The following is a 26,021-nucleotide window of genomic DNA, read 5'->3' on the forward strand; positions in this document are numbered from 1 at the left end:
TGCAAGAATTTAAAGGGCAACTTTCAAACAGAGCAATAAATCGAGCGAACGGTTGAGTTCGTAATTTATTGTACCCGGGAGCGGCCGGAATCGAATTTTGCAAATGTGACACTTTATACAAAAGCTGCAGGATTCATGGGGGGAAGGAGCGGCGGATGGACGAGAAAGAGCTTGCGCTGGCTGCATGCCGGGGGGATGAGGAAGCGTTTTACACGCTTGTCGCAAAGCACCGGAGACGGTTATACGGGATCGCGTACAGCTATCTGCATAATGAGATTGATGCGCTGGAGGCGCTACAGGAGACGGTGTGCCGGGCATGGATGAAGCGCCGGAAGCTTAAGCAGCCGGAAGCGTTCGTTCCGTGGCTGATTCGGATCTTGATTCATTGCTGCATCGATGAGCAAAAGCGAAAAGCGCGAACGGTGCCGGTGGAGCATGTGCTGGAATCCGGGACGATGTTCGAGATGATCCATGACAGCAAGCTGGATTTGGAGCGTGCGTTAAGCCGGATGAAGCCCAAATACCGGCATGTGCTGATTCTTAAATACTATCAAGACATGACCGTACCCGAAATCGCCGGCATTCTGGACTGCCCTGAGGGCACGGTTAAGACGCGGATCCATCAGGGACTAAAGCTGCTGCGGCAGAAAATCGGGGAGCCGGGAGGTGCCTTATTCCATGTTTGAGAAGGAAGAGCGGCTGCTTGCTGAAATGAAGCATGAAACGGAGAAGGAATCCATGATGGTGCCCGATGAGGCGCTGGATTCGGCGATTCGGAGCGGGATTCGAGCGGGGGAGCGGAGAGGGAAGAAGCGGTATCGCCTTCGCGCTGCTTCTGCCGTGGTCATCGCTGCCGCCGCCGTGCTGCTGCTGACCCTTTGGGGAGGCGGCAGCACGCCGGGACCCTCGCCGCAGCTCGCCCAAGGGCTGTATCCGCCGCTGACAGGATTCGATATCGCGGGCGATATTACGGCTAGCACGGCGAATCGGCATGGCTTGATTCAGCCTGTGAACCAATCCAAGTCATCAGGCGAGTACACAGTCACTGTTCAAGGTGTACTGACGGGGCCTCAGCGGCTGCAGGTCTTCTACACGATAGAGAATCACTCAGGCCGGAAGGCAATGGTGCTCCGGGAAGAGCTGAAGCAGCCGGGCTCTGACTATAAGTTGTCATACGGATCCAGCACTGGAGGCGGGTCGTTTCTTGAGACAGGTATGTCGACGAAACAGGTGAATTATTATTTTGATGAAAGTACTCCAATACCTGAATCAGTCACCTTCGCCGTCGCGGTAGCCCCGTACTCGACGAATACGGTGTACAGCAGGAAGTCCCCGGATGAGGAGGTCATGGAGATGGACCTGAGCCTCGATCTGGAAACGATGAGACGGTTTACGAGCACCGTGCCGTTAAACCGAGTGATTGAAATCCAGGGGCAGACCATGACGCTTAAGGAGGCCGTACTGTCGCCGTCGGGCATCACAGTGAAGGCAAATATTTCAAGAGAAAATTCGATGAAGGTGTCCGGACTGTTCCAGCCGTATATCGAGTCCAGCAAAGAAGGTTCCTCTGCCGTGCAGCTCGGCAATCCCCTGACGTGGATGCCGGGTGCTCAAGGAGACATGACGTATTTCTTTGAGAGCGATGCACTTGATCAGCCGGACACACTCGTTTTGAAGGCTGGAGGGATGCAAGCTGTAAACCAAGAGGAGATGCAGATCGTCGTGGACGTTAAGCAGAAGAAGGTGCTGAGCTCGCCGGAGGATCGTATTCAGTTCGGAGACTATACGAAGAGCAAGGATAAATATACGCTATCGCTAAAATATGAAGAACGCGATTTCAATCATGGAGCAGTCTCCATCGACTCTCTGGGTTTTACGGATGGGAAAGGAAAGCGACATGCATTTAATGAAGCGGAAGGCTCCAGGACCAATGCGGAATCGACCGCGGGAAACGGCTACCGGCGTACGACGCTGTACCTGTATCTGGAGCCGGAGGATTATCCGCAGCCGCTGACCTTTGACGTCAGCAGCTTTCCCGGCGTCATCGAGCAGGCGATCGAAGTACCGATCCAGTAACGGGCTCGATCGGCAGTTCAAGTCGGGACCCCGAGAAGTGCGTTCGGTGCAGCTTGGAAGCTCCACGATGCTCACGGTGCAGTCTCTGCCCATGCTCTGCTCCCGGTGCAGTCGCAAGCCGACGCTCGGCTGCGGGTGCATACGGCCTGCCTTTTTTCCCGCCCCCAAAATGACGAAGCCCTCCGGGATTTCCCGGGGGGCTTTTTGTATCATTATCTCAATCGATCTACTTCCTGCGTTCGGTCGGCGAGCTTCCTTCCGGACGCTTGGCGTCGAACAGCTCGATGAGCGGTTTCGGCACGCCGTTCAGCAGCAGCCACTGCCGCAGCGTTTCAATAGCCCGGACGTGGCCGTTCCCCTCGTCCTTCCAGGTCAGCAGCTCGGCGACTTTAATCACCAGGAGCGTAAGCTCGAGCTTGTCCCGTTCGGACTGGTCGGCCCGAATCTTGTGGAAGACGGCCTCCTTCTCCCAATCGAGGAGTATTTCTTCCCCAATGGTCGGCCGCATGAGGGAGTAGCTGTGCTCGCAGCGCGGACAGTGAACCGTGATGAACGGTTCCTTATGGAAATAGGCCTCTACTTCGCAGCCGCACTTGCGACAGCGGAAGGTGACGTGTACTTCAGTATTGGTCAACATGTCTTGGATGCCTCCTTCGAAGAGAACGGTACCTATCCTTACCCAAAACTTGGTGGAGGTGACCCACACGGACCATGACAGGCTGCCCGCCCGGCACGAAAAAACGGGTCATCCAAGGGGCATTCTGCGTTGAAGCCGCATTCCTTGGATGGCCCGTGCAGCTTCGCTCGGCCAAGAACAACTCCTACCGTCTTGCACCTTCCCGGACATTTGTCAACACGTTATACAGGAAAGCCAGAATACCAAGCGTGACCAAGACTCCGCCTACTGCGACGACCGGCTCGACCGATTCGGTTCCGCTCATCAGCAGGAACAGACCGATCATCATGATGGGCAGGCCGATGTTATGAAGCCAGAAATGAACCTTCCCTGCGGCTGACTCCCCTGCGGCGGGGAACAGATAATAAACGATCCCTGCCAGAGCCAAAGACGCCCAGCCGAGCAGGTTGATGTGCGCGTGAATCGAGCTGTAGGTATAGCTGTGGGAGATCGACATATACATGCCGAGCAGGACACCGATGACGAAATAGACGGCTGCAATTTTGATGAGTTTGATTCCCATAATAGGCCCCCTTCATGGATAACTACTATGATATATGTCCGCTGCGGCGAAGTAGAACCGAAGGAAGGCGGGATTTATCTATCCAAAATAGAAAACCGGCGATTCCGTAGGGAACCGCCGGTTAAGCATGTGCCCGATTCATAGGCCGGGCAAGCAGGTTTAATAAGAATTCTATTATTCCAACTCGAGCACATCATAGATCATCCACTTGCCTTCCGACTTCGTCAGCCAGTATAGATAGGTGGTAGATATCATATCGCCGTCGGCATCATCGCTTTCCTCGATATACAAGACCGCGTCCTCCCCGTCGTAGAAGAGAGGATGGGTCACCTCGGCCTTCAGGTTGAAGTTCAGCTCATCGAAGATGCCGTCTGCGATGCTGCCCTGGAACAGCTCATAATATTCGGAGTTCGGGTGAATGACAGACATCAGCAGCGGGCCATTCTCGGTGTTGAAGCCCTTGTACTGGGTATCGATCACATCCTGAATCGCCTTCAGCTCCGCTTCAGGCACGTTAGCCCGGGAGGCAAGGAATTCATCGGAGACGTTGTATTCCTGCTCGTACTCACCCGGGAACGCGAGCTTCCAAACGCCGGAGGCGTCCTTCTTGAAGTAGTTATAGCTGTAGATCGTAGTGTCCCAAGTGAAGGGCCCCGAGACGCGCTGGACGGTCGTGGAGACGAACGCTTCAGCCGTTGTGCCCGCAAGCATGACGTCCGATACCTCGCTGGATACGTTAAGGTCAAATTGGAATTGATCCTTATAATATTCGTCAAGTCCTGCCAGAAGCGGGGATTGCGGATGATATACCGTTTTGGCCTTGGCGAGATCCTTGGCATTCTCGGCCGCATCCAGCGTGCGGTACAGCTTCTCGATATCGGCTTTCGCCTTGGCGGTCGGCCCTTGGCGGTCGATCTTGATCGTGCGCGCCTTGGCATCCCATTTGACCGGCAGGCCGGTCGCTTCCGCGACGAACCGCAGCGGAACGAGCGTGTTGCCTCCTTGAGTAAACGGAGCGCCCGGAAGCTTGCTCTTCACGCTGTTGACATAAGCTACGGACTGGCCGAGCGTCATCTGCAGCTTTTGATCGATGTATGTCCCCGTAATTTGCTTCTTGGCTCCATCCCATCCAACCGTGTAGTTCAGTGCCTGAAACAGCGGCCGGAATTGGACGTAGGTTACCCCGTTCTTCATGATCGGCGGGGCCTGGAACTTGATTTCCTGGCCGTCCAGGTACACGCGGATACGGCTTTGTTCCTTCGCCTGCACGGCCTGGGCAGCACCGCCGAACAGCAGAAGGAAGGCAATGGCGAGAAGGCTGATTTTTTTGTACAAGTTACTGTCATCTCCCTCATCTAATGATAGAATAGAGTAGTAATCGTGGTAATCGTACATGATAAAACCAGCTCCGGCAATACTTTTCTATGGGACTAATATATGGAATGCCCTGCGGTCTACGCTTGCCCGTTTTTTGCTCAAGTAACGGTAAGACCGGGGCGATGCTGGGTAATACATAGTGAGCGAAGACAAACGCTGATGGATTGGCTTTTCTATCCAATGATAAAGGAGTGGATCACATGACAGCAGGACAGGAACTGATATTTTACATAGGAACGTATAATTCCGAGAAAGAGAATGCCATTCATTGGGGAGCGATGGATCGGAATACCGGAGAGCTGAGGCTTCTCGGCGGTACCGCTGGCATCGAAAATCCGACCTATTTGGATTTTGACGAGTCCATCTCGGTGCTGTATGCCGCCAGCGAGATCGGCGAGAGCAAGGTGGCCGCGTATTCTGCGAATCTCGTAACCGGTGAATTGACCATATTGAACGTCCAGCCTACCGGCTCGTCCGGTGCTTGTCATGTGTCGCGCACGTCCGACGGGAAATATCTGCTTACGACGGGGTACAGCGACGGGCATATTTCCGTGCTGGTTTTGGAGAAGGACGGCAAAGTGGGCGAAATCGTCTCCAAGATTAAGCACAGCGGACGCGGGCTTCGCGATGACCGCCAATCCGAGGCGCATCCTCACTCGGTGTTTGAAGACCCGCAGCATAAATATATCGTCGTCAGCGATCTTGGCATGGATGACGTCAATTTATATCGGCTGGATGAGGGCAAGCTGGTGACACACCGCGAAATCAGCCTGCCGCCGGGTTCAGGTCCGCGCCATGTAGCCTTCCATCCGAGCGGGAAATGGGTGTACGGCACCAATGAGCTGAACAGCACCGTAACGGCTTATGCGTATGATGCAACATTCGGGGATTTGAAAATTCTTCAGCATGCGTCCACGCTGCCGGAGGATGTCGTGATGGACAACAACACGTCCTCCCATCTGCTGGTATCCCCATGCGGCCGCTGGCTGTACGCTTCCAACCGGGGGCATGACAGCATTGTCCAGTATGTCATCGACCAGGATACCGGTATGCTGAGAGCCGTGAATTGGGTTTCTTCCGGTGGAAAAACCCCGCGCCACTTCAATATTCTCCCGGGAGGATTTCTGCTTGCGGCGAATCAGGACAGCAGTCTGATCGCGAGCTACCGGATCGATCCGGACAACGGAAACCTGGTATCGACCGGCTATACGCTGGAGGTTACACGTCCGGTATGCATCTGCCCGGTGGAAAAGGCGAAAGCGAAAGTGATTAGGGGGTAGCATATTGAAGGAAGACGGCCGAGAACAGAGGCTCTTCCCGCGCATAGATAAAGGGGCAGCGATCACCGCCTGACGGTGCAGCTGCCCCTTGCTGTATACCCATTAACGTAGTTGTAATTCCCGGTCACAGTATGCCCGGAGCAGACCTCGGCCAGCCGGAGGTTATCGGGCGAATATATGCTTGCCGATCTGCACGGTCTGCGGTCTGGACCAGATCCAGGTGCTGGTCGCCGTGACCGGATTGAAATAATAGAGCGACTCGTAGGTCGGATCCCAACCCCGCACCGCATCAAGTGCCGCCCTATAGGCGGTTCGGTTCGGCGTCAGCCAATACTGGCCGTCATCCACGGCTGTGAAGGCCCGCGGCTGGAATACGACTCCCCTAATGTCATTCGGGAATTCGCACGACTGGATACGGTTCATGACAACGGCTCCGACCGCGACCTGACCTTTATAGGGCTCGCCGCGGGCTTCGCTGTAGATGATTTTGGCCATAATGTCCATTTCGGACTGGTTCAGCGTATATTTTTTCAGCTGTCTCCAGGTTTGCGGACCCGTGATGCCGTCGGCAGGCACGCCGTACTCTTTTTGGAAACGCAGGACGGCTGCTTTGGTGTTCGGTCCGTATTTACCATCGAGCGGCTGGGTATAGAAATCAAGCGTTTTCAAGCGATACTGAAGATCCCATACATCTCCGCTGGCGCTTCCGGGCTTTAATGTGGCTGCTGCCTGTACCGGCTGCGCGAACACGGGGATAAACAGAAGAAAGCTTAAGATAAGAGCAGAAATGTTTTTCCGCAATTTCGTTCGTATGATGATCATCTCCTTTCGGGTTGAATTATAAGGACGGAAGCGGCGGCATACAACCATCAGGATATGGAAAATCGCGTAACGGCGGGGGATTTTCCATGAAAAATGGTGCTTTGGACCGAGCATAAATTTACTGGATTTTATTCAAAAAAAAGGTTTGACAGCAGCACCGTGACTCATTACAATTACAAATAACACACTAAACAGGTAGGAATTATTATATATCGTTCTCACCGTACGGACGGAGGAACGCTCCCAAGCATGAAGCAGGGTCCTAAGCTTTAACAGGCCGGGTCCCACGCTCATTTCATGCTGCCGAGCCTTCCTCTGTCTTTTTTTTGGACTGATGATCCTGCGGCCTGTTTAGTAGAGAAAAATAAGGGAAGTGGTCTGGTATGAACAAAGCGTTGAAATTAGGGGTTCTGTCAGGATTAACGATGCTGCTCGCCGTCATGCTCACGGCGTGCGGATCGGGTACGCAGGGAGAGGGCAAGAATGCGGCGGAAGGAAATACACCTAAAGCTTCGGAGCCCGCACCAGAGGGCGCCAAGGAGAGCGTAGAGCTGCTGAACGTGTCCTATGATCCAACGAGAGAGCTCTACGATCAGTACAATAAGGCATTTGCCGCGTATTGGGAGAAGGAGAAGGGGCAGAAGGTTACGTTTAAGCAGTCGCACGGCGGCTCGGGCAAGCAGAGCCGATCGGTTATCGACGGCCTGGAGGCCGATGTTGTAACGCTGGCGCTCGGCTATGATATCGATGCGATCCGCCAGGCCGGGCTAATCGAAGAAGGCTGGGAGAGCAAGTTCGAGCATAACAGCTCCCCGTACACGTCTACGATCGTGTTTCTCGTTCGCAAAGGCAATCCGAAGGGGATCAACGATTGGCCGGATCTGATCAAGGAGGGCGTCGAGGTTATCACCCCGAACCCGCAAACCTCCGGCGGAGCACGCTGGAACTATCTCGCGGCATGGGGCTATGCCCTCAAGGCGAACAACAACAATGAAGCGAAGGCGCAGGAATTCGTGAAGGAACTGTTCAAGCATGTACCGGTGCTGGACAGCGGGGCGCGCGGCGCGACAACCACCTTCGTGGAGCGGGGCATCGGCGATGTGCTCCTGGCATGGGAGAATGAAGCCTACCTGTCCATCAACGAGCTCGGTCCCGACAAATTCGAAATCGTCAATCCGTCCGTCAGCATCTTGGCCGAGCCGCCGGTCGCCGTTGTTGATAAGAATGTCGACAAGCGCGGCACACGGGAGGTCGCTGAAGCCTATCTGAAGTACCTGTACAGCGAGGAAGGACAGACGATTGCGGCTGACAATTACTACCGGCCGACGCTGGCTAGCGTAAGCGAGAAGTATAAGGACAAGTTTCCGGAGATCGAGCTGTTTACGCTGAAGGACGTCTTCGGAACATGGGAGGAAACGCAGACGAAGCATTTCAATGACGGCGGAATCTTCAATCAAATTTACGTGCCGGGCAGCTGATCGGCCTAAAAGGCCGAAGGCGGAAAGGAATGAGTGAGATAATGGCTGTGCTTAAGCGACAGAAAAGGAGCGGCAATCGCAGCGTGCTTCCCGGATTCGGGGTCGGCATGGGAGTTACGGTATTTTACATGAGCTTGATCGTGCTGGTGCCGATGTCGGCTTTGCTGCTGAATCAGACGGGGCTGACCTGGGAGAAGTTCTGGTCGGTCGCAGCCGACCCGCGGGTACTGGCATCCTATCGGGTCAGCCTGACGACCGCCGCCTTGGCGGCTCTCGCGGATACCGTGCTGGGCTTGCTGCTGGCATGGGTGCTGGTCCGCTATGACTTTCCTGGCAAAAAGCTGTGGGATGCCCTGATCGACCTGCCGTTCGCCCTGCCGACGGCGGTGGCCGGCGTCGCCTTGACGGCGATCTATTCCGCCAATGGCTGGATCGGGTCGCTGCTTGAACCTCTCGGGATCAAAGCCGCGTTCTCGCCGCTAGGCATTACGCTGGCTCTGATGTTCATCGGCATTCCGTTTGTCGTGCGAACGGTGCAGCCGGTGCTTGAGGACGCGGAGCGGGATACCGAAGAAGCGGCTGCAACGCTTGGCGCGGGGAGATGGCGGACCTTCCGCACGATTATCCTTCCGACGCTGATCCCGCCCCTGCTGACGGGCTTTGCCCTTGCTTTCGCCCGCGGCATCGGGGAATACGGCTCCGTCGTTTTTATCTCGGGCAATATGCCGATGAAGACGGAGATCGCGCCGCTCCTGATCATGTCGAAGCTGGAGCAGTTTGATTACGCCGGGGCAACGGCAGTGGCTTTGCTGCTTCTGCTCATCTCCTTTGTGCTCTTGCTCGGCATTAACATCCTGCAGCATTGGACGCGAAAGACCGCGCGCTGACCTTGGAAGGAGGGAATGACGATGGCTGGAATTGTTCCTGCGGCGGCATCCGTGAAGAAGGGGGCCTCGGCGTCCCCGGCGGCCGAGGAGAAGCGCTGGGTGAAGTGGACGTTGATCAGCCTGGCCGGACTCGTGCTGCTGTGGCTGATCGTCCTGCCGCTCGTCACGGTGCTGACGGAGGCGCTTAAGAAGGGCTGGGATGTGTATATCGCGGCTTTGTCCGACCCGGATGCGCTGTCCGCGCTTCGGCTCACCTTGCTGGTGGCCGCCATTGCGGTGCCGCTCAATACGATCTTTGGCGTCATCGCAGCCTGGACGATTACGAAGTTCAGCTTCAAGGGCAAGCAGCTGCTCGTTACGCTGATCGATCTTCCTTTTGCCGTATCGCCGGTGATCGGCGGGCTGATCTTCGTGCTGGTCTTCGGCCGTCAAGGCTGGTTTGGCCCATGGCTTGCGAGCCATGATATCAAAATCATATTTGCCGTCCCCGGCATCGTGCTGGCAACGCTGTTCGTGACATTCCCGTTCGTGGCCAAGGAGCTCATTCCGCTCATGGAAGAACAGGGCACGAAGGAAGAGGAGGCGGCCGTGACGCTCGGCGCGAAGGGCTGGCAAATCTTCACGCGGGTGACGCTGCCCAACATCAAGTGGGGCCTACTGTACGGCATCATTCTGTGCAACGCGAGAGCCATGGGCGAGTTCGGCGCAGTCTCGGTCGTTTCCGGTCATATCCGCGGAGAGACCAACACGCTGCCGCTGCATGTCGAGATTTTATACAATGAATACCAGTTCTCGGCATCGTTTGCCGCAGCCTCTCTGCTCCTGCTTTTGGCGCTAATCACCTTATTATTTAAAAATTGGCTTACTCGGAAAAATGTCCATTGACAGTCGTTTCCATCCCGTGCTAATGTAAAGTTAATTCATAGTATACGGGTTGGAAAAGAAAGAATAAACCTTCGGATGCAGGAATGTTATCTTGTACCCCCGCAAGCATAAACAGATCAAGCATCCGCATATTCACATATTTTGGGCCCTGCCCGTTAAGGAGGCGTATCCATGGCTAAACCTCTTAAAGTAGATGAAAAGTGGCTTGAACGCATTGCAGGTCTGCTAAACGACATGGAATTTGGTTCGCTGCAAATTGTGGTGCATGAGGGACAAATCGTTCAGATGGAACGAACGGAGCGTAAGCGGTTTGAGAATACGGCCTCCGGAGCGGCCAAATCGGCAGGGCAGTCCCGGGGTTCGGGTCAGCAGAACCGGAGTGCCAACGTGAAATAATCGTTGGGGCCGGCAGAACCGGATTGTCAACGTGAAGTACAAGTGACATAGAGAAAAAGAGCACTTCCGCGTATCGTAAGCTAACTTACGAAGCGGAGGTGCTTTTTTTTGTATCCACTATAACCCGGTTGGCCGGGTACCGTCAGCAGGTCGCGCACATGGAATGAACGCACACCAGCCTGCGGCATTAGCACGGAAGTCTGCGGCTTTAGCGTCCGCCTTCTTCGTCCGGGGATGCCGGATCGCCGCCAGTCTGAGCGGTGCCCGGCTGCTGCACGAACTGATCAAGCAGCTCCGGATGCCCCGCATACGGACGCTCCCGTCTTCTGCGCGTCACCGTGAAGCGAAATCCGGCAATGTACAGGAGAATCTGGGTAGTCAGTACATAGGGCGAGGCTTCGGCCCATACCAGATTGAGCAAGGCTAAAGCGGCAATCAGCAGATGAAGCAGGATGTAGATCAGCCCGTGGGATTTCTTGCGGGAGTCCATGAGCAGCCGGTAAAAAGAAACGGTAGCAATCATATTCGACAGCCATAAGCACCATACATAAGGGTTGGTCCAGCCTTGGTGCTCCTGTAGTCCCTGGACAAGGTTTGCGGTCCACACAATAGCCGCCGCCAGGGATAAAGCCGGTATGGCCGGCTTCAGCAGCAGCCACAGTCCCATGCCCCAGCCCGGCTGCTCCAGCCGTTTTACAAGCTCGTCGCGCTCCTGCACCAAATGATTGATCTCGCGGTTCAGCTGCTTATACAGCATCATGAGCCTCGACTCATCGCGATCGCTCAGAAAGATATCGATCTGCCCGTGAAGCTCGTGTGTCAGCCGATCCGCGGTTTTGCATTCCTGCAGCAGCCGGATCAGCTGCTCCTCGGGAACAGCGCTTCGGCCCGGATGATCAATCATTGTGCTAAGCGGGCCTGCCAGCTTCGTATAGAGCGATAGGGATTGCCGGATGCGGGAGAGCGAGTCCTTGCGCGCTCCCAGCAGCCGTGATGCGCTATATATGTAGAGGCCCGAAAATACGGCAGCAGCAAGCAATACCGCCAGCAGCCCGTTCAGCGAGCCGAACAGATCGTAAATCCAATCCGTAAGGGACAAGCGGATCCCTCCTTCATTATTCTATTTTCACTATTGCATAAGAAGGAAATGATTTCAAGCCGATTCGAAGATCGATAGGGACAGATTAGGGGGACATAAACGCAAACGACATAATTATGATTAACCCTGGAAGGGGAGAACGCGAGTAGGCAAGGGTTCAGCGGGGGTTGCCTATAACGTTACGTTATAGACTATAGTGGCCTCAGGAGGGGATTTGAAATGAAACGAAAAAAAAGATGGATCGTCCTGGGCAGCATTCTCTTTGCAATACTGGCTATACTGACGCTAATCGGTTTTCTATTCAGAGATGATGGTTCGATGAGCGGCTTTGTTACAGAAGACGGGCGCAAGGAATATATGGCGGCTTATCGCGAGGCGATGGGTCACTTGCCGAAACCGGCGGAATCCCTGAAGATCCGTACGGATTTCGGAGAGGTGCAGGTCTACAAGTTCCAAAACGGTGACACGCCGGATAAAACGCCGCTGCTGCTGCTACCTGGAAAGGGATCCGCAACCCCCATGTGGGAAGCCAACCTGAACGATTTCCTTGAGCATCGCCCTGTATATACGCTTGATTTGATCGGAGAACCTGGATTGAGCACGGAAACAAGCCGCATTCGTACGGCTGCTGATCAAGCCGCCTGGCTGCAGCAAGTGTTGGACCAGCTGCCGGAATCGGAACTCCATTTGCTGGGACTGTCGTTCGGCGGGTGGAGCGCGGCTAATGCGGCACTCAAGCATCCCGGTAACATTCAGTCGCTCATCTTGGTGGATCCGGTCTATGTGTTCGGCCCGATTCCCTTTAAAATGATCTTAGCATCCATTCCTGCGACCGTTCCCATTGTACCCAAACCGATCCGGGAGAAGATGCTCAGTTATATCTCCGGCGGAGCCGAAGTGGATGATAGCGACCCGACCGCCAAATTAATCGAAACCGGGATGCGGACGTTTAAGAGCAAGCTGCCCATGCCGGAAACCATCAAGCCGGAACAATTAGCCGAATTGAAGATGCCGGTGCTCGGTATATTGGCCGGAAAGTCAACGATGCACGATTCGAAGAAGTCTTATGAGGCCGGCGTGAATTCCTTGAAAGACCCTTTGAGCAAGATGGTGCTTTTTGAAGAGGCCTCTCATGCCATTAACGGGGAATATCCCGAGGCGTTGTCTGAAACGATAGAAGCCTTCTTAGATAAACTCGAGTGAGGGATGGGATTATGGGAAAAAAATATTCCGTAAAAGAAATCAGCCAATTGTCGGGAATCACGCCGCGAACCGTTCAGTATTACGACAATGAAGGGATTTTGAAGGCGGAACGGGACGAGTCGGGTCATAGGGTTTATTATGAAAAACAACTATATTTGCTGGAACAGATCATGTTCTTTCGGGCGATCGGCTTTTCATTAAGCAAGATCAAAGAACAATTGATCGTAGGTACTGAGGTCAAAGACATCGAGCGTATTCTGGATTATCAGGCATCGGTGCTGTATTCGCAAAAAGAGAGCATACAGGCCAAGCTTGACGGCTTGCATGTGGCCAAGGAATTGATGAGCGAAGGTTACGAGGTTCCTTGGGAGCTGTTATCCCATCTTATGCGATCCCTGGACGAGGTCGATATGTCGACGTGGAGAGAGTACGAATATTCGGAAGAAGACTTGCGTTTGTTTCAGGAAGTTTTTGATTCGGAGCAGGCGGCCCTGGATTTTTACAATAGGTTCCGAAAAATATCGCTCCAAGCGGCAGCGTATAACGCATCCGGCGTTCCCGTCGAGTCCGAATTAGCCAGAACCTTGGCGAAGGAATGGCAGGGAATGGTCCACCACGCGACACAGGGTGACGAACGGATCCTCTCCGCCTTCACGTCAGTCGACCATAATCGAGATCGATGGAATGCCGGAGAGCGCCGCCTGATCATAGAGGCCGAGGAATATTTGCAAGAAGTCTTGAAGCGCTATCCTGACGACCTGTAAAGCTGAAACACATTACTTTTAGGTTTATGGTATTGCCCCAAATAAACAGTGTTTCCTTAGGGAAACAAAAGGGGGCGAGCCGCATATAATGAACTAAATCATCACTGCTTGCAGGGAAGAGAGGGAGGGGCGGGATCATGGAAATGCAGGTGAAAAAAGCGCCGTTTTGCCGCGCGAAGATGACGGTGGGATATGTCTTGCTTCTCTTGTTAACCGTTTGAGATCGGACCGGGCGAGATGCACGGCGGAATGGTCGAATTGGGAAGCCAGCAAAAAAGATGGCGTCAGAGGAACAGCCTCTTGAATACGCCATCTTTTTTATGCTGTCAATCCATAAATTCAAGCCTGCCGGCAACTTACCGGCAGGCGGGCCTCCAGCACGTTAGAGACCGGATTCGTACAGCGCTCTCCAGCTACGGAATTCATGAACCGCAAAACCGGAGAAGGAGGAATGCGAGCTCGCCATGGTGTCGACCTTGAGCAGCTGCTCTTCCATAAAGGAGACGCCCTCCTCGTAGAAGGTGATAAACTCCCCTTCATTGCTGGATTTCGTTTCGACGGCGATCAGCGCTTCTTCTCCGAGGGCATCTGCTTCTTTAAGCTCCGCAGCCGCCAGGTTATAGATATTCGCGGCCGTGTCGCGATAAGCCATAATCGCGATTTGATCGAACTGGCCGATCATCCAGCGGCTGATCGTCATCGATTGATCCGGAAGGCTATACGTATGCAGCCAGAACGTAATATCCGCGCCAACCGGCAGGTCCAGGCAGTGGGCCCGGCTGACCAGATAGCGGACATTGGATTGCCACTGCTCAACGAGCCAAGCGCGATTCGTTTTCCATTGAGGCAGCGTATGCGGCTCGATATCGACATGAATGCCGGTAAAGCGTTCTTCAGGAGCGGCAGCAGCCTGATATTCGGCGGTCCAGTTGAGGAACGTATCGATCCGGTGCCGCTCCGACTCCAGTGCCCAATTCGACGCGCCGCCGAGCACATGAACCTGAATCCCGTTCTCCCCGGCAAGCCGGATGAATTTGCGGTAATGCTCGGGACGTACATCTTGATTCATTTGGAGATAGATGAGATTGACGCCTTGACGGGAAGCGAAGCCGATAATATCATCCGCCGAGCTTTGGATCATCGAGGTGTGCCATAACCAGGTGGCTTTGAGATGGGACTGTGCCTTCGCAGGCCCGGGGTGGACGGACATGCCGGTCAGCATCAGCAATCCGCAAGCGAGACAGAGCGTCAGGAAGCGAAGGGCGTGCTTTTTCATTGTTGAATGGCTCCTTTAATAAAAAATCGGGTATACCTAGCATAATTCGACAATCGAAGAAACGTTGTCAGGGCGGATGATCGATTTTATATGCAATCGAATTTCGTAATTATGCACTTACGTTTACTATCGGAAATGTACATCATGCTTTATATAGGTCTATAGTCTCTATGTTTGGAGAAAAAATGAAATTGTGGGAGTTTGAACCCCGCTGACTGGGGATAAGTAAATAGAAGGCGCGTCTTGCGTCTTGCGTCTTGCGTCAGCCTGCCAAAAGAAGCTTGGTGGTGAATGGATTGTTCCATATTCGATCGACTGAAATGTACTATAATTGTGAACAGAAGGAGCGATGAATGATGAACATAGCATTGATAGGAGCAAGCGGTACGATCGGGCGGCGAATTGCAGAGGAGGCTTTGCGGCGCGGCCATGAGGTGACGGCGATTATGCGCAACCCGGAAGGGCTTGACACCGAGCATGAGCGGCTGAAAAAGCAAAAGGCGGATGTCATGGACCCTGCCTCGCTGGAAGAGGCCATTCGAGGTCATGAGGCGGTGATTTCCGCCTTCGGCCCGTCATTCGGACAGGAGGAAGAGCTGGTCGCTGCGGCCCGCACGATCGTGGAAGGGACAAGACGCGGCGGCGTATCCCGTCTGCTCATCGTCGGCGGCGCGGGCAGCCTGATCACGGACAGCGGCGTTCCGCTCATGGAGACGCCCGAATTTCCTGAGGAGATCCGGACGCTCGCGCGTGCCCATGCGGATGCTTACGATCTGTACGCGCAGAGTGATCTTGAATGGACATATGTCAGCCCGGCGGCGATCATAGAGCCGGGGAAACGCACGGGCCAGTTCCGCATCGGGATGGACCGGCTGGTGACGGACGAGAGCGGTGCAAGCCGCATATCCGTGGAGGATTATGCGGTAGCCATGATCGACGAGCTGGAGGATCCGCAATTTATCCGGGCCCGCTTCACGGTAGCGTACTAGATACGCCTGAGCCTTCTGCTGTAGCTGAATTTGTGTCGAACAAGCTTCAATAAAAGCAGCCCAAGGTTTTGGGATCCTTGATCCTTTGGAGGCATGTTTCAATCGTTGATGGTTCGATCCAGCGAACAAGCGAACCACAGGGCGATTGTGCCAGAACCGAAGCACAGGAATATATCGAAGCGAAGGGGAGAGCTTGGATGTATGTTGTAACATCGGAGCAGATGAGGCTGCTCGACCGCCATACGATCGAGAAGATCGGCATTCCGGCGGCAGCGTTGATGGAGAATGCGGGCAGGGTGATCGCAGAGGAAGTGCTGAAGCTATGCCTGCACAAGAGAGCCGGAAGCGGATGGATGGCGGAAGCCTGGCATGGCCCGGCGGCGAATGATGCTGCGCCGCAATACGGCGCTGCGGATGGTGCTGCGCGGCGGGGCGCCTGTACGCCCGCCGGCGCATCCGAAGCGGGCGCGGCAGCGCCGCTTCGGGGCTTGGGCCCTGCCTGCCCGCCGCCTGTGGCGGTGGATGAGCTTCTGCCGGCCGAAGCGGCCGGGCAGGAGCACTGGCTCATCCTGGCGGGCAAGGGCAACAACGGCGGCGACGGCGCAGCCGCCGCCCGCTATTTGCGTGACGCCGGCATGCGCGTCACGCTGCTTTACGCCGCCGAGCCGTCGACGCTTGCCGGCGAGGCGGCACTGCAGCGGGATGCCGCAGCTGCGCTCGGCATCCAGGTCCTGGTCCACGGCAGAGATGCCGTGGACTTCCGCGCGTTCACCGGGATCGTGGACGCGCTGCTGGGCACGGGATCGGCGGGTGCCCCCCGCGGGGCTTACGCCGAATTGATCCAGGCCGCCAATGCGAGCGGCCTTCCGATCGTGGCCGCGGACATTCCGAGCGGCCTGGACGCCGACACCGGCGCGCTGCACGAGCCGTGCATCTCGGCCGAGGTGACGGTGTGCCTCGCCTTTCTGAAGCGGGGACTGGTGCAATATCCCGGCGCCGGGGCCGCGGGCCGTGTGGTCGTGCGATCCATCGGCATTCCCGCCTCCCTCTGCCGGGACCTTGGCATCGGCACCTACCTGCTGACGCCGCATGTTCTGCGGACGGTCCTTGATGCCGATGTTGCCCGTCCCCGCTCTCCGGAAGGGCATAAGGGCACCTACGGGCACGTGCTTACTGTAGGAGGCAGCCGCACGATGAGCGGTGCAGGCCTGCTCGCTTCCCGGGCGGCCCTGCGCGCGGGCTCCGGTCTCGTGACCTGGGCCTTGCCCGCAAGCCTGGTGCTGCCGCTAAGCGGTGCGGCCCCGGAGGTCATGCTCGCCCCCGCTACAGGCGAGGAGAGCGGAGGCTATTGGGACGAAGCTTCCGCCGAGCGGGTGCTGGAGCTGGCAAAGACGCGGGACGTACTGGCAGTAGGTCCCGGGCTTGGCCGCTTCGAGGGGGACACCGGATGGCTGCGCAAGCTGTGGGAAGGCTGGGACGGGCCGATGGTCGTGGATGCCGATGCGCTGAACATGCTGTCATCGGCAGACGTCGTTGACGCCTGGAAGGTTCGTCCGGCGGCAACGGTGCTCACTCCGCATCCCGGCGAGATGTCCAGGCTGCTCGGCATCTCTACGGCCGAGGTGCAGCGGGACCGAATCGGCGTCGCTACCGAATATGCGGTCCGGTACGGGGTTACGCTCGTCCTCAAGGGCGCGCGAACCATTGTCGCCTCACCGGACGGCAGCGCCTATATCAACACAACCGGCACCTCCGGCATGGCGACCGGCGGAACCGGGGATGTGCTGACCGGCATCATCGCCGGCCTGCTGGCGCAAGGATATTCCGGTCCCGGTGCCGCTGCGCTCGGCGTGTGGCTGCACGGGCGGGCCGGCGAAGAGGCGGCCAGACGCCGCGGGCACCCGGCTTCCATCCTTGCCGGCGACGTCATCGATGCCCTCTAAAACATACGCTTCCGACGGCACGGGCGTTTAGATCGCCCAGCACAGCAGCGGTACGGCAATGGCAAAGATCGGCGTGATCAAAGAATGGGCAGGGAAGGCATATTTCCCCCATAGAAACAGCAGCAGCGTCACTGCTCCCAAGGAAGCCCGGATCCACAGCTGGTCCGGGCTTCCGCCATTGAACAAGGCGAAGAAGCCAAATCCGGCCGCCGCATACAGCCCGATTTGCAGGCTTTTGGCGCGCTTGGGCAGAAGGGACAGCAGGGCATCGGCAACCAGCGAGGCAATCAGCGCATAGCCGTAGACCCATTCCTTCTGCTCCATGGAAAGTCCGAGCAGCTCGGCCGGCTTCTCCGTCCCGGAGGGCCATACCTGACCGATTACCGTGAGCAGCAGCAGTACGACGCCGGCGCTGGCCAGCTTGTTTAATGCGTAGAGTCCGACGTCCATCCGTCCACTGGACCATTGGGCATTTCCATTGTTCATACCGACACATCCTCTGTATATGATGACAAAGTTTTGAAGCTATGGAGCTTCTGAAGTTAGCGGCCCCGGATTAGCTGGTCACCATCTGACCTCCGTTTACATGGATTGCTTGACCGGTCACAAACGATGAATCGATGGAGGAGGCCAGGTATACATAAGCCGGAGCAAGCTCATAGGGCTGTGCCGCCCGCTTCATGGGCGAATCGGTGCCGAATACGGCGACTTCCTCGGCCGGGAAGCTGGAAGGAATAAGCGGCGTCCAGACCGAGCCGGGCGCAACCGTGTTGACGCGTATGCCTTGATCGACCAGCGAGAGGGCCAGCGACCGGGTAAGCGAGACGATCGCCCCCTTAGTGGAGGAATAATCGATCAGCTCCTTGAAGCCCGCGTAGGCGGTAATCGATGCCGTATTAATGATCGAAGCGCCGGCTTTCAGATGCGGCAGAGCGGCCTGGATCATAAAGAAGAACGGGAAAATATTCGTCTGGTAGGTCTGGTACAGCTGCTCCTCCGTAATGTCCAAAATACTCTGCTGGACATATTGGACGCCATGATTGTTAACGAGCACGTCCAGCCTGCCGAACTCGGCAAGGGTTTGCCGGATGACAGCCTCGCAATTTTTTTTGTAGCGCAAATCGATTTTAATCGGGATGCAGCGCTGCCCATGCTGTTCGATTCGGGCTTTGGTGACTTCCGCATCCGATGTCTCATATAAGTAGGGGATGACCAGATCGGCGCCTTCCTTGGCAAAAGCGATGGCTACCGCCTTGCCGATTCCGCTGTCTCCTCCGGTCACGATGGCGACTTTGCCTTCCAGCTTGCCGCTGCCGCGATAAGCCGGGTCTTCCGTAATGGGAACCGGCTTCATCAAGCTTTCAAGACCGGGCTGAACGGGTTGATGCTGCGGCGGGAACGCAATGGGCTGCTCCTTGCATACCGTTTTGAAGCCGATATAAGGGATGGGCTGCTCAGCATTCATGACAATCCTCCTCGGGCATAGATGACATTGCATCCACGGTGATGTTTTATCTCTATGCATTCGCCCAGTTCGGGGTGCGGCCTCATTACAAGATATTCACAACATCCTGCAAATAGTGTGTTAAACTGTTTCCAAATTGATGGAAGTGTTGGGATTAACGGGAATGGTCCGCGAGGGGAGAATGGGAAGTCATGAAACCGGTGAAACGCTCTAAACTAAGGCTTTGGGCGGGAAAACAGTATTTTACCTGCCGGCGCTATTGGGAATGGCTGAAGCAAGGCAGAAGAGGCATGGCACGGATAAGGTCTTCCGAGCCGCTGCACTATCCCGTCTTTGAGCATCGGACGCCGCTGATGCGCCGGCTGAAGGATGTCGACATGTGGTACCAGCATAATAAAGTAATCAATCTGCGCCTTGCGGTGCGACGTCTGGACGGCCTTCTCATCCGTCCCGGCGAAACCATGTCCTATTGGAGAATGATCGGCCGTCCTACCCGGCGCAAAGGTTATGTGGATGGCATGGTGCTCTTTTACGGCGGCTTTAGGGCAGGCATCGGCGGAGGCCTGTGCCAGCTCTCGAATTTGATATACTGGATGACGCTGCATACGCCGCTTCAGGTGACAGAGCGCCATCGCCACAGCTACGACGTGTTCCCGGATTCTGGCCGCACCCAGCCGTTCGGCAGCGGAGCGACCTGTGCTTACAATTATTTGGATCTACAGATTTATAATCCGACGGAGGATATTTATCAGCTGTCGGTATATGTATCAGCCGAGGAGCTGATCGGGGAGTGGCGCTGTACGGCTCAGCCGCTCTATCGCTATCAAGTGTATGAGCGGGAGCACCGCATCACGCAGGAATCGTGGGGCGGATATGCGCGGCATAACGTGATCGGCCGGAAGGTGTTCAGCCGGGAAGGCGAGCTGCTTGACGATGAATGGATTACGGAGAATCATGCGCTTATGATGTATTCTCCCCTGCTTGCCCAGAACGCAGAGGACACAGAGAGTACAGAGAAAGCACAAGCAGCACAGACAGCAGAGAACACAGAGAGTACAGAGAAAGCAACCATTTTTACCGGCTGATGAATCGTCCATGTTCATGCACTGCCTGCAGAGCGTTATATGTCGTAGGCGTCCATTGACAAAGACGCAGACACATTGATACGATGATATTAATTCTGACTAATTTGCTCTGATTTGACATTCCGTAACGTTCCGGGAGGGCTAAAACGGCCCTTATTGATGAACGAAGACTTTGCGGGTGCGTTTATGTAAAGCCTTGGTATATGGAAGTGGAGCATACATACCGTCCGATCGTTCCTGAAGGGGGACATTAGCGAGGTCGTCCGGAAGGGGATGACGGGAAACATTATGAAAATAACCGAGGTGAGAAAAATGGCGAAAGCTGTCATCATTAACGGGAGTCCGACAGCAGGCTCCCGCTTGAATGCGATTATGGAATATGCCGAGCAGGCGCTGACTGCCGCGAATTTCGAGGTGAGCCGAATTGATGTTGCTTCACTTCCGCCTGAGGATCTGATTCATACCAAATTCGAGAGCGAGCATATCGTCAAAGCGAACGGCCTCGTCGCCGAGGCCGATGCCGTCATTGTAGCGAGTCCGGTATATAAGGCTTCCTATACGGGGGTGCTTAAGACGTTTCTGGATTTGATTCCGCAGAAGGGCCTGGCCGGGAAGATCGTGCTTCCGCTCTTTATCGGCGGTTCATTGGCACATTTGCTGGCGATTGATTATTCACTGAAGCCCGTGCTCTCCTCAATCGGAGCCCGCCATATTCTCGGCGGCGTGTATGCGGTGGACGCCCAGGTGGCTCGTACGGAGGATGGCGGCTTTGATGTAGCGGAGGTGCTTCAAGAGCGCCTGGCTCAAGCGATAGAGGAGCTGATCGAGGAGACTCGTTACCGGACCGAGCGCGGTTAACCGCTTGCCGCTGCTGGCCACTTGATAGATGGAACCAAGATACTTTGAACCTATATACATCAAACCTATATACATCAAACCGTGGAGGGATAGCAATTGCAGAAGCTAGTGTTTTTTGTCGGAGTCGCAGGGACGGGGAAAACCACCGTTGCCAAGAAACTTGCGGTACGTATACCGGCCGCTTTTCTTGACCGCGATACGGTAGGCGGCCGTTTTGTTGAAAAATTCCTGGAAAGCAACGGACTGGATCCGAATGACCGGGACTCTTCCTTCTATAAGGAAAATCTGCGCGACCTCGAATATGATACAACGAAGGATATCTGCATCGAGAATTTGAATGCGGGGCAGAACGTATTCATGATTTCGCCGTTTACCGCCGAGCTTAAGAACCGCGAGTGGATCGAGGAGGTCATCACGGCCGCTGGCCTGACGAAGAGCGATGTGGACGTGAAGGTGATCGTGGTGACGTTAAAGGATATGGATCTGCAGAAGGAGCGGATTATCGATCGCCAAACGGAGCGGGACCAGTGGAAGCTGGACCATTGGGACGACTTCAAGAAGCGGGTGGATTTCGTGCCGGAAGTGAATTGGGACATTCCGCAGACGTCGATCAAAGTATTCGACAACAGCGGTGATCTTACCGAGGATAAGGTGGACGAGCTGTACCAATTCATCGTGCAGGAATAGAAAGGCCCCCCTTTTTGGCAAAAGGACCGGCTTTTCGTTCACCACGAAGCTTATGCTGCGCGCATGGCAGGCTATCTTCATGAAGCCGTCATGCGCGCTTGTCGTATAGGGAGATGCAGGATAAGCAGGTGCCGAGCATTATGTAACCCGCCGAATCGTAGATTTTAATCATAGGACGCAAGGAGGGAAGGCCCTTGGAGAGCTCTGCCATGCTGGCTTATTTACGAAGCGTTGTGCTTATGAGAGACCGGATACCTTCATTTCGGGAATATCCTTTCAATCTGCCGGCTGTAAATGCGATGGACGGCTTGACGTTCCATCCGAAGGTCACCTACATCGTTGGGGAGAACGGAATGGGCAAATCGACGCTGCTGGAGGCGATTGCGGCGGCACTCGGCTTCAATCCGGAAGGGGGAACGATGAATTTCTCGTTCGCTACCGAGGAAACCCATTCGAGGCTGTATGAATACATCCGAACGGTCCGGGGCGTCCGCAAACCGCGGGACGGCTTCTTTTTCCGGGCGGAGAGCTACTACAACGTTGCGTCCGAGGTCGATGCGATGGAGCGGGAGATTCCCGGGCTGTACGATTCCTACGGAGGAAAATCCTTGCATGCGCAGTCGCACGGGGAATCCTTCTTTGCCACCTTTTTGCACCGGTTCCGCGGGAGCGGGCTGTACATTATGGATGAGCCGGAAGCGGCGCTGTCCCCGTTTCGCCAAATGGCGCTGCTTCGGAGAATCCATGATCTGGTTCAGGAGGATTCGCAGTTCATTATTTCGACGCACTCCCCGATTGTCATGGCTTACCCGGACTCGGTCATCTATAAGCTGACCCCTGAGGGCGTAGAGGAGTCCAGCCTGGAGGAGACGGACCATTATATGATCACCAAGGAATTCGTAAACAACCGGGGAGCGATGCTGCGCGAACTGTTTGCGGACGATGAGGAATAGCGTGATTTTATTCGTAAAACCCGTGTTTCAGCAGAACGCTGCACTAAAAAAGTCGAACCTTACCATGTAAGGATTCGACTTTTTTAATAGCAGGGTCCCTAACCGTTATACCAGTGATCTTTCCTGTCGGAATGCTTTCCCTTTCCTTTGACCAGCTTTAACGTTGCCACGATCAGAAAGCTGACAATCACCAATAAGAGCCATGAGCTCACCTTCCCCAGATGAACGAGACTCCAGGCTTCGGCCTGGTTTGGATATTTCCACGCGCCAAAGAATGTTGCGATATTTTCGGCAACCCATATAAAAAATCCGATCAGTACAAAAGAAAGGGCAAGCGGCATCCGATAACGAGTCCCGTTCACCTCGTAGGTGACCCAGGATGGCCAAAAGACGAGGATGACGAGTCCGGATAACCACCATCGAACGTCGATCCAATAGTGGTGCGTGAAGAAATTTAAATAAATCGCGGCTGCCAGCGTTACAACGAGCGAGAAAGGAGGCCATTTCACCAGTTCAACCTTCAGCCGCCTCCAAGCCTGGCACAGATAACTTGCTACGCTTGCGTACATGAATCCGCTATACAGAGGCACGCCAAAGATTTTAAAATATCCCTCCTCCGGGTATGACCAAGAGCCCATGTGAACCTTGAAAATTTCAAGAGCGAGTCCGATCAGGTGGAACAACGTGATCACTTTGAGTTCATCCCGTGTTTCAAGCCCGGAACGCACCATCCACCACTGCATCAGCAGGCAGATAATGAGAAGCCAGTCGTAGCGCGGAAGGAAGGGAAGCGGCACGAATTTCGTAAAGGCCAATGAGGCAAAAATAACGACCGGAAACAAGCACGATAAGGCCTGCTCCCAACCAAAACGAACGAGCTGTCGTAGTGCCCTCATGCTGCGCGTCTCCATTTTTGAATGGTCCATGAGCAAGCTCCTCTTCTGGAATGGATTCATTGAACTAACTCCCTGAGGTATGAATCCCGTTTAATCCTGGACGTCTTCATCGCGGTATTCTAAAATATCTCCGGGCTGGCAGTCCAAAGCCTTGCAAATGGCTTCTAACGTTGAGAAGCGAATCGCTTTGGCCTTTCCGTTCTTCAATATCGACAGGTTGGCCATGGTGATTCCTACCCTCTCCGACAGCTCGGTAACACTCATTTTCCGTTTGGCCAGCATCACATCAATGTTGATTATAATTGCCATTGTTTTCACCTCAGACCGTTAAATCATTTTCGGATTTGATATGAATCGCTTCTTGTAAAAGTCTTTGGAGAACAGCGGCAAAGACGGCGATCACGGATGAAGCAAAAATAATGACCAGTCCGAGCACGATGATCCCCGGGGCATCATCTTTCTCCGCCAGGAGATAGAAGAGCGGCATGCCGGCCGCATACAAAATGCTGATCGTAATGGCGCAGTTCCTAATACTCTTTAATGCCTTCACAGACAATTCGGAGAAGGCTTTATTCTGGTCGATGTAGTTTAACAGCTTAAAAGCCTGATACAGAGCTAAGTAAAAGGGGATCGCCGATGCATACAAATCGATGGAAACGAGATATTTTAGATAAACATGGTCCGGATACAATTCAGCCGCGAAACTCGCGATATTAGGCACCACAAATATGCACAAAGCAAGAACCGGAATTCCAATCAGAATAACCGCTATTCTTAAAAAGAGTGTTGTTCCTTGTTTCATAACATGCACCTCGCTTATTTATTGTTCATCATAATAACACGACTTTTATCGTTTATCAATAAATTAATATTGATTAATATTATATTATTGTTGTTATGGAATATTCCTGTCGTCATAAATCCATAGCTGCGATTAGACCTTCAGTCCAGGTAGAATCGGGATGGTAAGGGGATGCGACGGCGATTTGCCAACCGTTTTGAAATGATGTATTCTATGGGGGATTAAGAACGTACGGCAGGTTAGGAAAGTTCATTTTTTAACGAAGAGGAGGAGTATTCGGATGAAGAAGAGATCGCTTGTTTCGTTGTCCCCCGGCATCGGATACTCCACCGCTGTTTTCTTTGATCTTGGCCAATCACGGGAGAAGTGTGTCCACAATTGGAAACTGAACGCGACCGTTATCCTGCGATCGGCCTCATGATCATGTAAGGATACAGTGGAATAAACGCCACAGGTCGCTTACCTGTGGTGCATGGATCGGCAGCGTACGCCACAGGTATAACCTGTGGTGTTTTTTGTTTTGCCGCATAGGAGATGCGGTCATATCATCCTATCGAAGAAGGAGAGATTTGTATGCAGCTGCAAGGGGAACGTGTTGTTGTGAAGCCTGTGGAGCTTTCGGATGCCGAAGCTCTGCTGAAGCTGGAGAAGGAGAATCGGGATTTTTTCCAGCGGTTTACGGGAAAGCGTGACGAGCATTTTTTTACCAAGGAGGGACAGATCGAACGGATCCGGAAGGCGGTGGACGATGGGGGAACGGATCAAGGCTACTTGTATGTCATAGTATTGCGGGACACCGGGCAGATCATCGGTGAAGTCATGCTGACCGAGCCGATCCGTGGGAATTTGCAGAGCTGCTGGATCGGCTATTTTCTGGATAAGTCATTCAATGGGCAGGGGTACATGACGGAAGCCGTCCGGCTGGTCGTCCGCCATGCCTTCGAGGAGCTGCGGTTCCACCGGATCGAGGCGGGGGTCATGCCGCATAATCTCGGTTCGATGAAAGTGCTGCTGAAGGCCGGGTTCCATAAGGAAGGCATTGCCCGAAAAAACGTCAACATCAATGGACGGTGGGAGGACCATCAAACGCTGGCGATCCTAAACGAAGCCGATGAGGAGAAGAACCCCTTGATTGAACGTTACAACCCGCCCGTCATTGCGCCGCCGCTCGGTCCGTACACCCATGTCACCAAGGTGCCGCAGGGAGCCGCGCTGCTGGTCTTCTCCGGCCAAGTTGGAACCGATCCGGAAGGGAAGCTGCCGGATGACATGAAGCAGCAGGTGGAGCATACGCTTGCGAATATTCAGCGGTTGCTGGAAGCCGAATCGCTCACGGCGGACCATATCGTCAAAATCAATATTTGGGCAGTGGAAGAGGTCGATTGGAGCCATTTCCATGAGGTGTGGGCGAAGTTCCATGGCGGTCGGCCGCCGGCGATGACGATGGCTTATGTGCCGGGGCTTGCGATGCCGGAGCTGAAGGTCGAGATCGAGGTATGGGCGGCTGCCGGATAAGAAAAGGCGGGCAGGAGAGGGATCGCGTCCAGAGGGAATTCATTCATGTAACCCGTCCAAGTAATTCATCCATATAGCCCATCCAA

General features: G+C 54.6%; 27 protein-coding genes and 1 pseudogene. 17 read left to right on the forward strand and 11 right to left on the reverse strand.

The window, feature by feature from the left end:
• Nucleotides 1-155 precede the first annotated feature (155 nt).
• Nucleotides 156-686: a sigma-70 family RNA polymerase sigma factor gene (locus NST08_RS02760; protein ID WP_213613151.1), complete on the forward strand. Its 531-nt coding sequence runs from the start codon at nucleotides 156-158 to the stop codon at nucleotides 684-686.
• The gene (locus NST08_RS02765; RefSeq protein WP_341341423.1) at nucleotides 679-2,076 is read left to right on the forward strand and encodes a DUF4179 domain-containing protein; all 1,398 of its coding nucleotides are present in this window, start codon (nucleotides 679-681) and stop codon (nucleotides 2,074-2,076) included. Before NST08_RS02760 ends, NST08_RS02765 begins: the two co-directional genes overlap by 8 nt.
• A gap of 226 nt (nucleotides 2,077-2,302) precedes the next feature.
• On the opposite strand, the gene NST08_RS02770 is transcribed toward NST08_RS02765, so the two are convergent.
• The 3 genes from NST08_RS02770 to NST08_RS02780 all read right to left on the reverse strand — a co-directional run bounded on the left by NST08_RS02770 (nucleotide 2,303) and on the right by NST08_RS02780 (nucleotide 4,610).
• Nucleotides 2,303-2,713, reverse strand: coding sequence for a hypothetical protein (locus NST08_RS02770; protein WP_251536029.1), 411 nt, complete (start codon nucleotides 2,711-2,713; stop codon nucleotides 2,303-2,305).
• Between the two features lie 184 nt (nucleotides 2,714-2,897).
• A complete protein-coding gene (locus NST08_RS02775; protein WP_251536027.1) occupies nucleotides 2,898-3,275 on the reverse strand; it encodes a cytochrome-c oxidase in 378 nt (125 codons plus the stop codon).
• A 174-nt stretch (nucleotides 3,276-3,449) separates the two neighbouring features.
• Complete coding sequence (locus NST08_RS02780) at nucleotides 3,450-4,610, reverse strand: copper amine oxidase N-terminal domain-containing protein (protein ID WP_341341424.1); 1,161 nt, start codon at nucleotides 4,608-4,610, stop codon at nucleotides 3,450-3,452.
• Nucleotides 4,611-4,852: 242 nt separating this feature from the next.
• On the opposite strand from NST08_RS02780, the gene NST08_RS02785 reads away from it, so the two are divergent.
• Nucleotides 4,853-5,932 (forward strand): lactonase family protein, encoded by a 1,080-nt coding sequence (locus NST08_RS02785; protein ID WP_213613145.1) that lies wholly within the window; start codon nucleotides 4,853-4,855, stop codon nucleotides 5,930-5,932.
• A 162-nt stretch (nucleotides 5,933-6,094) separates the two neighbouring features.
• Here NST08_RS02785 and sleB read toward each other — a convergent pair whose 3' ends face one another.
• Entirely contained in the window at nucleotides 6,095-6,754 is a 660-nt protein-coding gene (gene sleB / locus NST08_RS02790; protein WP_341034508.1) for a spore cortex-lytic enzyme, read from the reverse strand.
• A gap of 383 nt (nucleotides 6,755-7,137) precedes the next feature.
• Between sleB and NST08_RS02795 the strand changes: the two genes are divergently transcribed.
• The 4 genes from NST08_RS02795 to NST08_RS02810 all read left to right on the forward strand — a co-directional run bounded on the left by NST08_RS02795 (nucleotide 7,138) and on the right by NST08_RS02810 (nucleotide 10,400).
• Nucleotides 7,138-8,232: a sulfate ABC transporter substrate-binding protein gene (locus NST08_RS02795; RefSeq protein WP_213613143.1), complete on the forward strand. Its 1,095-nt coding sequence runs from the start codon at nucleotides 7,138-7,140 to the stop codon at nucleotides 8,230-8,232.
• 29 nt (nucleotides 8,233-8,261) lie between these two features.
• A complete protein-coding gene (cysT, locus tag NST08_RS02800; protein WP_007130489.1) occupies nucleotides 8,262-9,119 on the forward strand; it encodes a sulfate ABC transporter permease subunit CysT in 858 nt (285 codons plus the stop codon).
• Between the two features lie 21 nt (nucleotides 9,120-9,140).
• The gene (gene cysW, locus NST08_RS02805; protein ID WP_007130488.1) at nucleotides 9,141-10,004 is read left to right on the forward strand and encodes a sulfate ABC transporter permease subunit CysW; all 864 of its coding nucleotides are present in this window, start codon (nucleotides 9,141-9,143) and stop codon (nucleotides 10,002-10,004) included.
• A 171-nt stretch (nucleotides 10,005-10,175) separates the two neighbouring features.
• On the forward strand, nucleotides 10,176-10,400 hold the full coding sequence (locus tag NST08_RS02810; RefSeq protein ID WP_007130487.1) for a YezD family protein: 225 nt from the start codon (nucleotides 10,176-10,178) through the stop codon (nucleotides 10,398-10,400).
• 208 nt (nucleotides 10,401-10,608) lie between these two features.
• Here NST08_RS02810 and NST08_RS02815 read toward each other — a convergent pair whose 3' ends face one another.
• Nucleotides 10,609-11,499, reverse strand: a complete 891-nt coding sequence (locus NST08_RS02815; RefSeq protein WP_341341425.1) for a hypothetical protein — start codon at nucleotides 11,497-11,499, stop codon at nucleotides 10,609-10,611.
• A 219-nt stretch (nucleotides 11,500-11,718) separates the two neighbouring features.
• On the opposite strand from NST08_RS02815, the gene NST08_RS02820 reads away from it, so the two are divergent.
• Both NST08_RS02820 and NST08_RS02825 read left to right on the forward strand, forming a co-directional pair.
• Nucleotides 11,719-12,702: an alpha/beta fold hydrolase gene (locus tag NST08_RS02820; protein ID WP_341341426.1), complete on the forward strand. Its 984-nt coding sequence runs from the start codon at nucleotides 11,719-11,721 to the stop codon at nucleotides 12,700-12,702.
• A gap of 11 nt (nucleotides 12,703-12,713) precedes the next feature.
• Entirely contained in the window at nucleotides 12,714-13,466 is a 753-nt protein-coding gene (locus NST08_RS02825; protein WP_341341427.1) for a MerR family transcriptional regulator, read from the forward strand.
• Nucleotides 13,467-13,848: 382 nt separating this feature from the next.
• On the opposite strand, the gene NST08_RS02830 is transcribed toward NST08_RS02825, so the two are convergent.
• Nucleotides 13,849-14,742: a hypothetical protein gene (locus NST08_RS02830; RefSeq protein WP_341341428.1), complete on the reverse strand. Its 894-nt coding sequence runs from the start codon at nucleotides 14,740-14,742 to the stop codon at nucleotides 13,849-13,851.
• Between the two features lie 356 nt (nucleotides 14,743-15,098).
• Between NST08_RS02830 and NST08_RS02835 the strand changes: the two genes are divergently transcribed.
• Together NST08_RS02835 and NST08_RS02840 are read left to right on the forward strand one after the other, a co-directional pair.
• Nucleotides 15,099-15,731, forward strand: coding sequence for an NAD(P)-dependent oxidoreductase (locus NST08_RS02835; RefSeq protein WP_341342604.1), 633 nt, complete (start codon nucleotides 15,099-15,101; stop codon nucleotides 15,729-15,731).
• Nucleotides 15,732-15,928: 197 nt separating this feature from the next.
• A complete protein-coding gene (locus tag NST08_RS02840; protein WP_341341429.1) occupies nucleotides 15,929-17,674 on the forward strand; it encodes an NAD(P)H-hydrate dehydratase in 1,746 nt (581 codons plus the stop codon).
• A 27-nt stretch (nucleotides 17,675-17,701) separates the two neighbouring features.
• Here NST08_RS02840 and NST08_RS02845 read toward each other — a convergent pair whose 3' ends face one another.
• Together NST08_RS02845 and NST08_RS02850 are read right to left on the reverse strand one after the other, a co-directional pair.
• Complete coding sequence (locus NST08_RS02845; RefSeq protein WP_341341430.1) at nucleotides 17,702-18,160, reverse strand: hypothetical protein; 459 nt, start codon at nucleotides 18,158-18,160, stop codon at nucleotides 17,702-17,704.
• 70 nt (nucleotides 18,161-18,230) lie between these two features.
• Complete coding sequence (locus tag NST08_RS02850) at nucleotides 18,231-19,139, reverse strand: SDR family oxidoreductase (RefSeq protein WP_144878261.1); 909 nt, start codon at nucleotides 19,137-19,139, stop codon at nucleotides 18,231-18,233.
• A gap of 191 nt (nucleotides 19,140-19,330) precedes the next feature.
• Between NST08_RS02850 and NST08_RS02855 the strand changes: the two are divergent.
• The 4 genes and pseudogenes from NST08_RS02855 to NST08_RS02870 all read left to right on the forward strand — a co-directional run.
• Nucleotides 19,331-20,146, forward strand: a pseudogene (locus NST08_RS02855) (VanW family protein); the annotation flags it as partial.
• A gap of 390 nt (nucleotides 20,147-20,536) precedes the next feature.
• Nucleotides 20,537-21,082, forward strand: coding sequence for an NADPH-dependent FMN reductase (ssuE, locus tag NST08_RS02860; RefSeq protein ID WP_007130476.1), 546 nt, complete (start codon nucleotides 20,537-20,539; stop codon nucleotides 21,080-21,082).
• Between the two features lie 96 nt (nucleotides 21,083-21,178).
• On the forward strand, nucleotides 21,179-21,769 hold the full coding sequence (locus NST08_RS02865) for an AAA family ATPase (protein WP_007130475.1): 591 nt from the start codon (nucleotides 21,179-21,181) through the stop codon (nucleotides 21,767-21,769).
• A gap of 194 nt (nucleotides 21,770-21,963) precedes the next feature.
• A complete protein-coding gene (locus tag NST08_RS02870; protein WP_007130474.1) occupies nucleotides 21,964-22,722 on the forward strand; it encodes an AAA family ATPase in 759 nt (252 codons plus the stop codon).
• A 98-nt stretch (nucleotides 22,723-22,820) separates the two neighbouring features.
• On the opposite strand, the gene NST08_RS02875 is transcribed toward NST08_RS02870, so the two are convergent.
• The 3 genes from NST08_RS02875 to NST08_RS02885 form a co-directional block, all read right to left on the reverse strand.
• The gene (locus tag NST08_RS02875; protein WP_050954042.1) at nucleotides 22,821-23,618 is read right to left on the reverse strand and encodes a DUF817 domain-containing protein; all 798 of its coding nucleotides are present in this window, start codon (nucleotides 23,616-23,618) and stop codon (nucleotides 22,821-22,823) included.
• A gap of 90 nt (nucleotides 23,619-23,708) precedes the next feature.
• Nucleotides 23,709-23,927 carry a helix-turn-helix domain-containing protein gene (locus tag NST08_RS02880; protein ID WP_007130472.1) on the reverse strand — a complete coding sequence of 73 codons (219 nt, stop codon included), beginning with the start codon at nucleotides 23,925-23,927 and terminating at the stop codon, nucleotides 23,709-23,711.
• Between the two features lie 10 nt (nucleotides 23,928-23,937).
• Nucleotides 23,938-24,420 carry a DUF2975 domain-containing protein gene (locus tag NST08_RS02885; RefSeq protein WP_007130471.1) on the reverse strand — a complete coding sequence of 161 codons (483 nt, stop codon included), beginning with the start codon at nucleotides 24,418-24,420 and terminating at the stop codon, nucleotides 23,938-23,940.
• Nucleotides 24,421-24,700: 280 nt separating this feature from the next.
• On the opposite strand from NST08_RS02885, the gene NST08_RS02890 reads away from it, so the two are divergent.
• Together NST08_RS02890 and NST08_RS02895 are read left to right on the forward strand one after the other, a co-directional pair.
• Nucleotides 24,701-24,841 carry a hypothetical protein gene (locus NST08_RS02890; protein ID WP_007130470.1) on the forward strand — a complete coding sequence of 47 codons (141 nt, stop codon included), beginning with the start codon at nucleotides 24,701-24,703 and terminating at the stop codon, nucleotides 24,839-24,841.
• 152 nt (nucleotides 24,842-24,993) lie between these two features.
• Entirely contained in the window at nucleotides 24,994-25,935 is a 942-nt protein-coding gene (locus NST08_RS02895; protein WP_341341431.1) for a GNAT family N-acetyltransferase, read from the forward strand.
• Nucleotides 25,936-26,021 lie beyond the last annotated feature (86 nt).

The sequence above is a fragment of the Paenibacillus sp. FSL K6-1566 genome (genome assembly GCF_038050475.1).
Taxonomy (GTDB): Bacteria; Bacillota; Bacilli; order Paenibacillales; family Paenibacillaceae; genus Paenibacillus_AQ; species Paenibacillus_AQ lactis.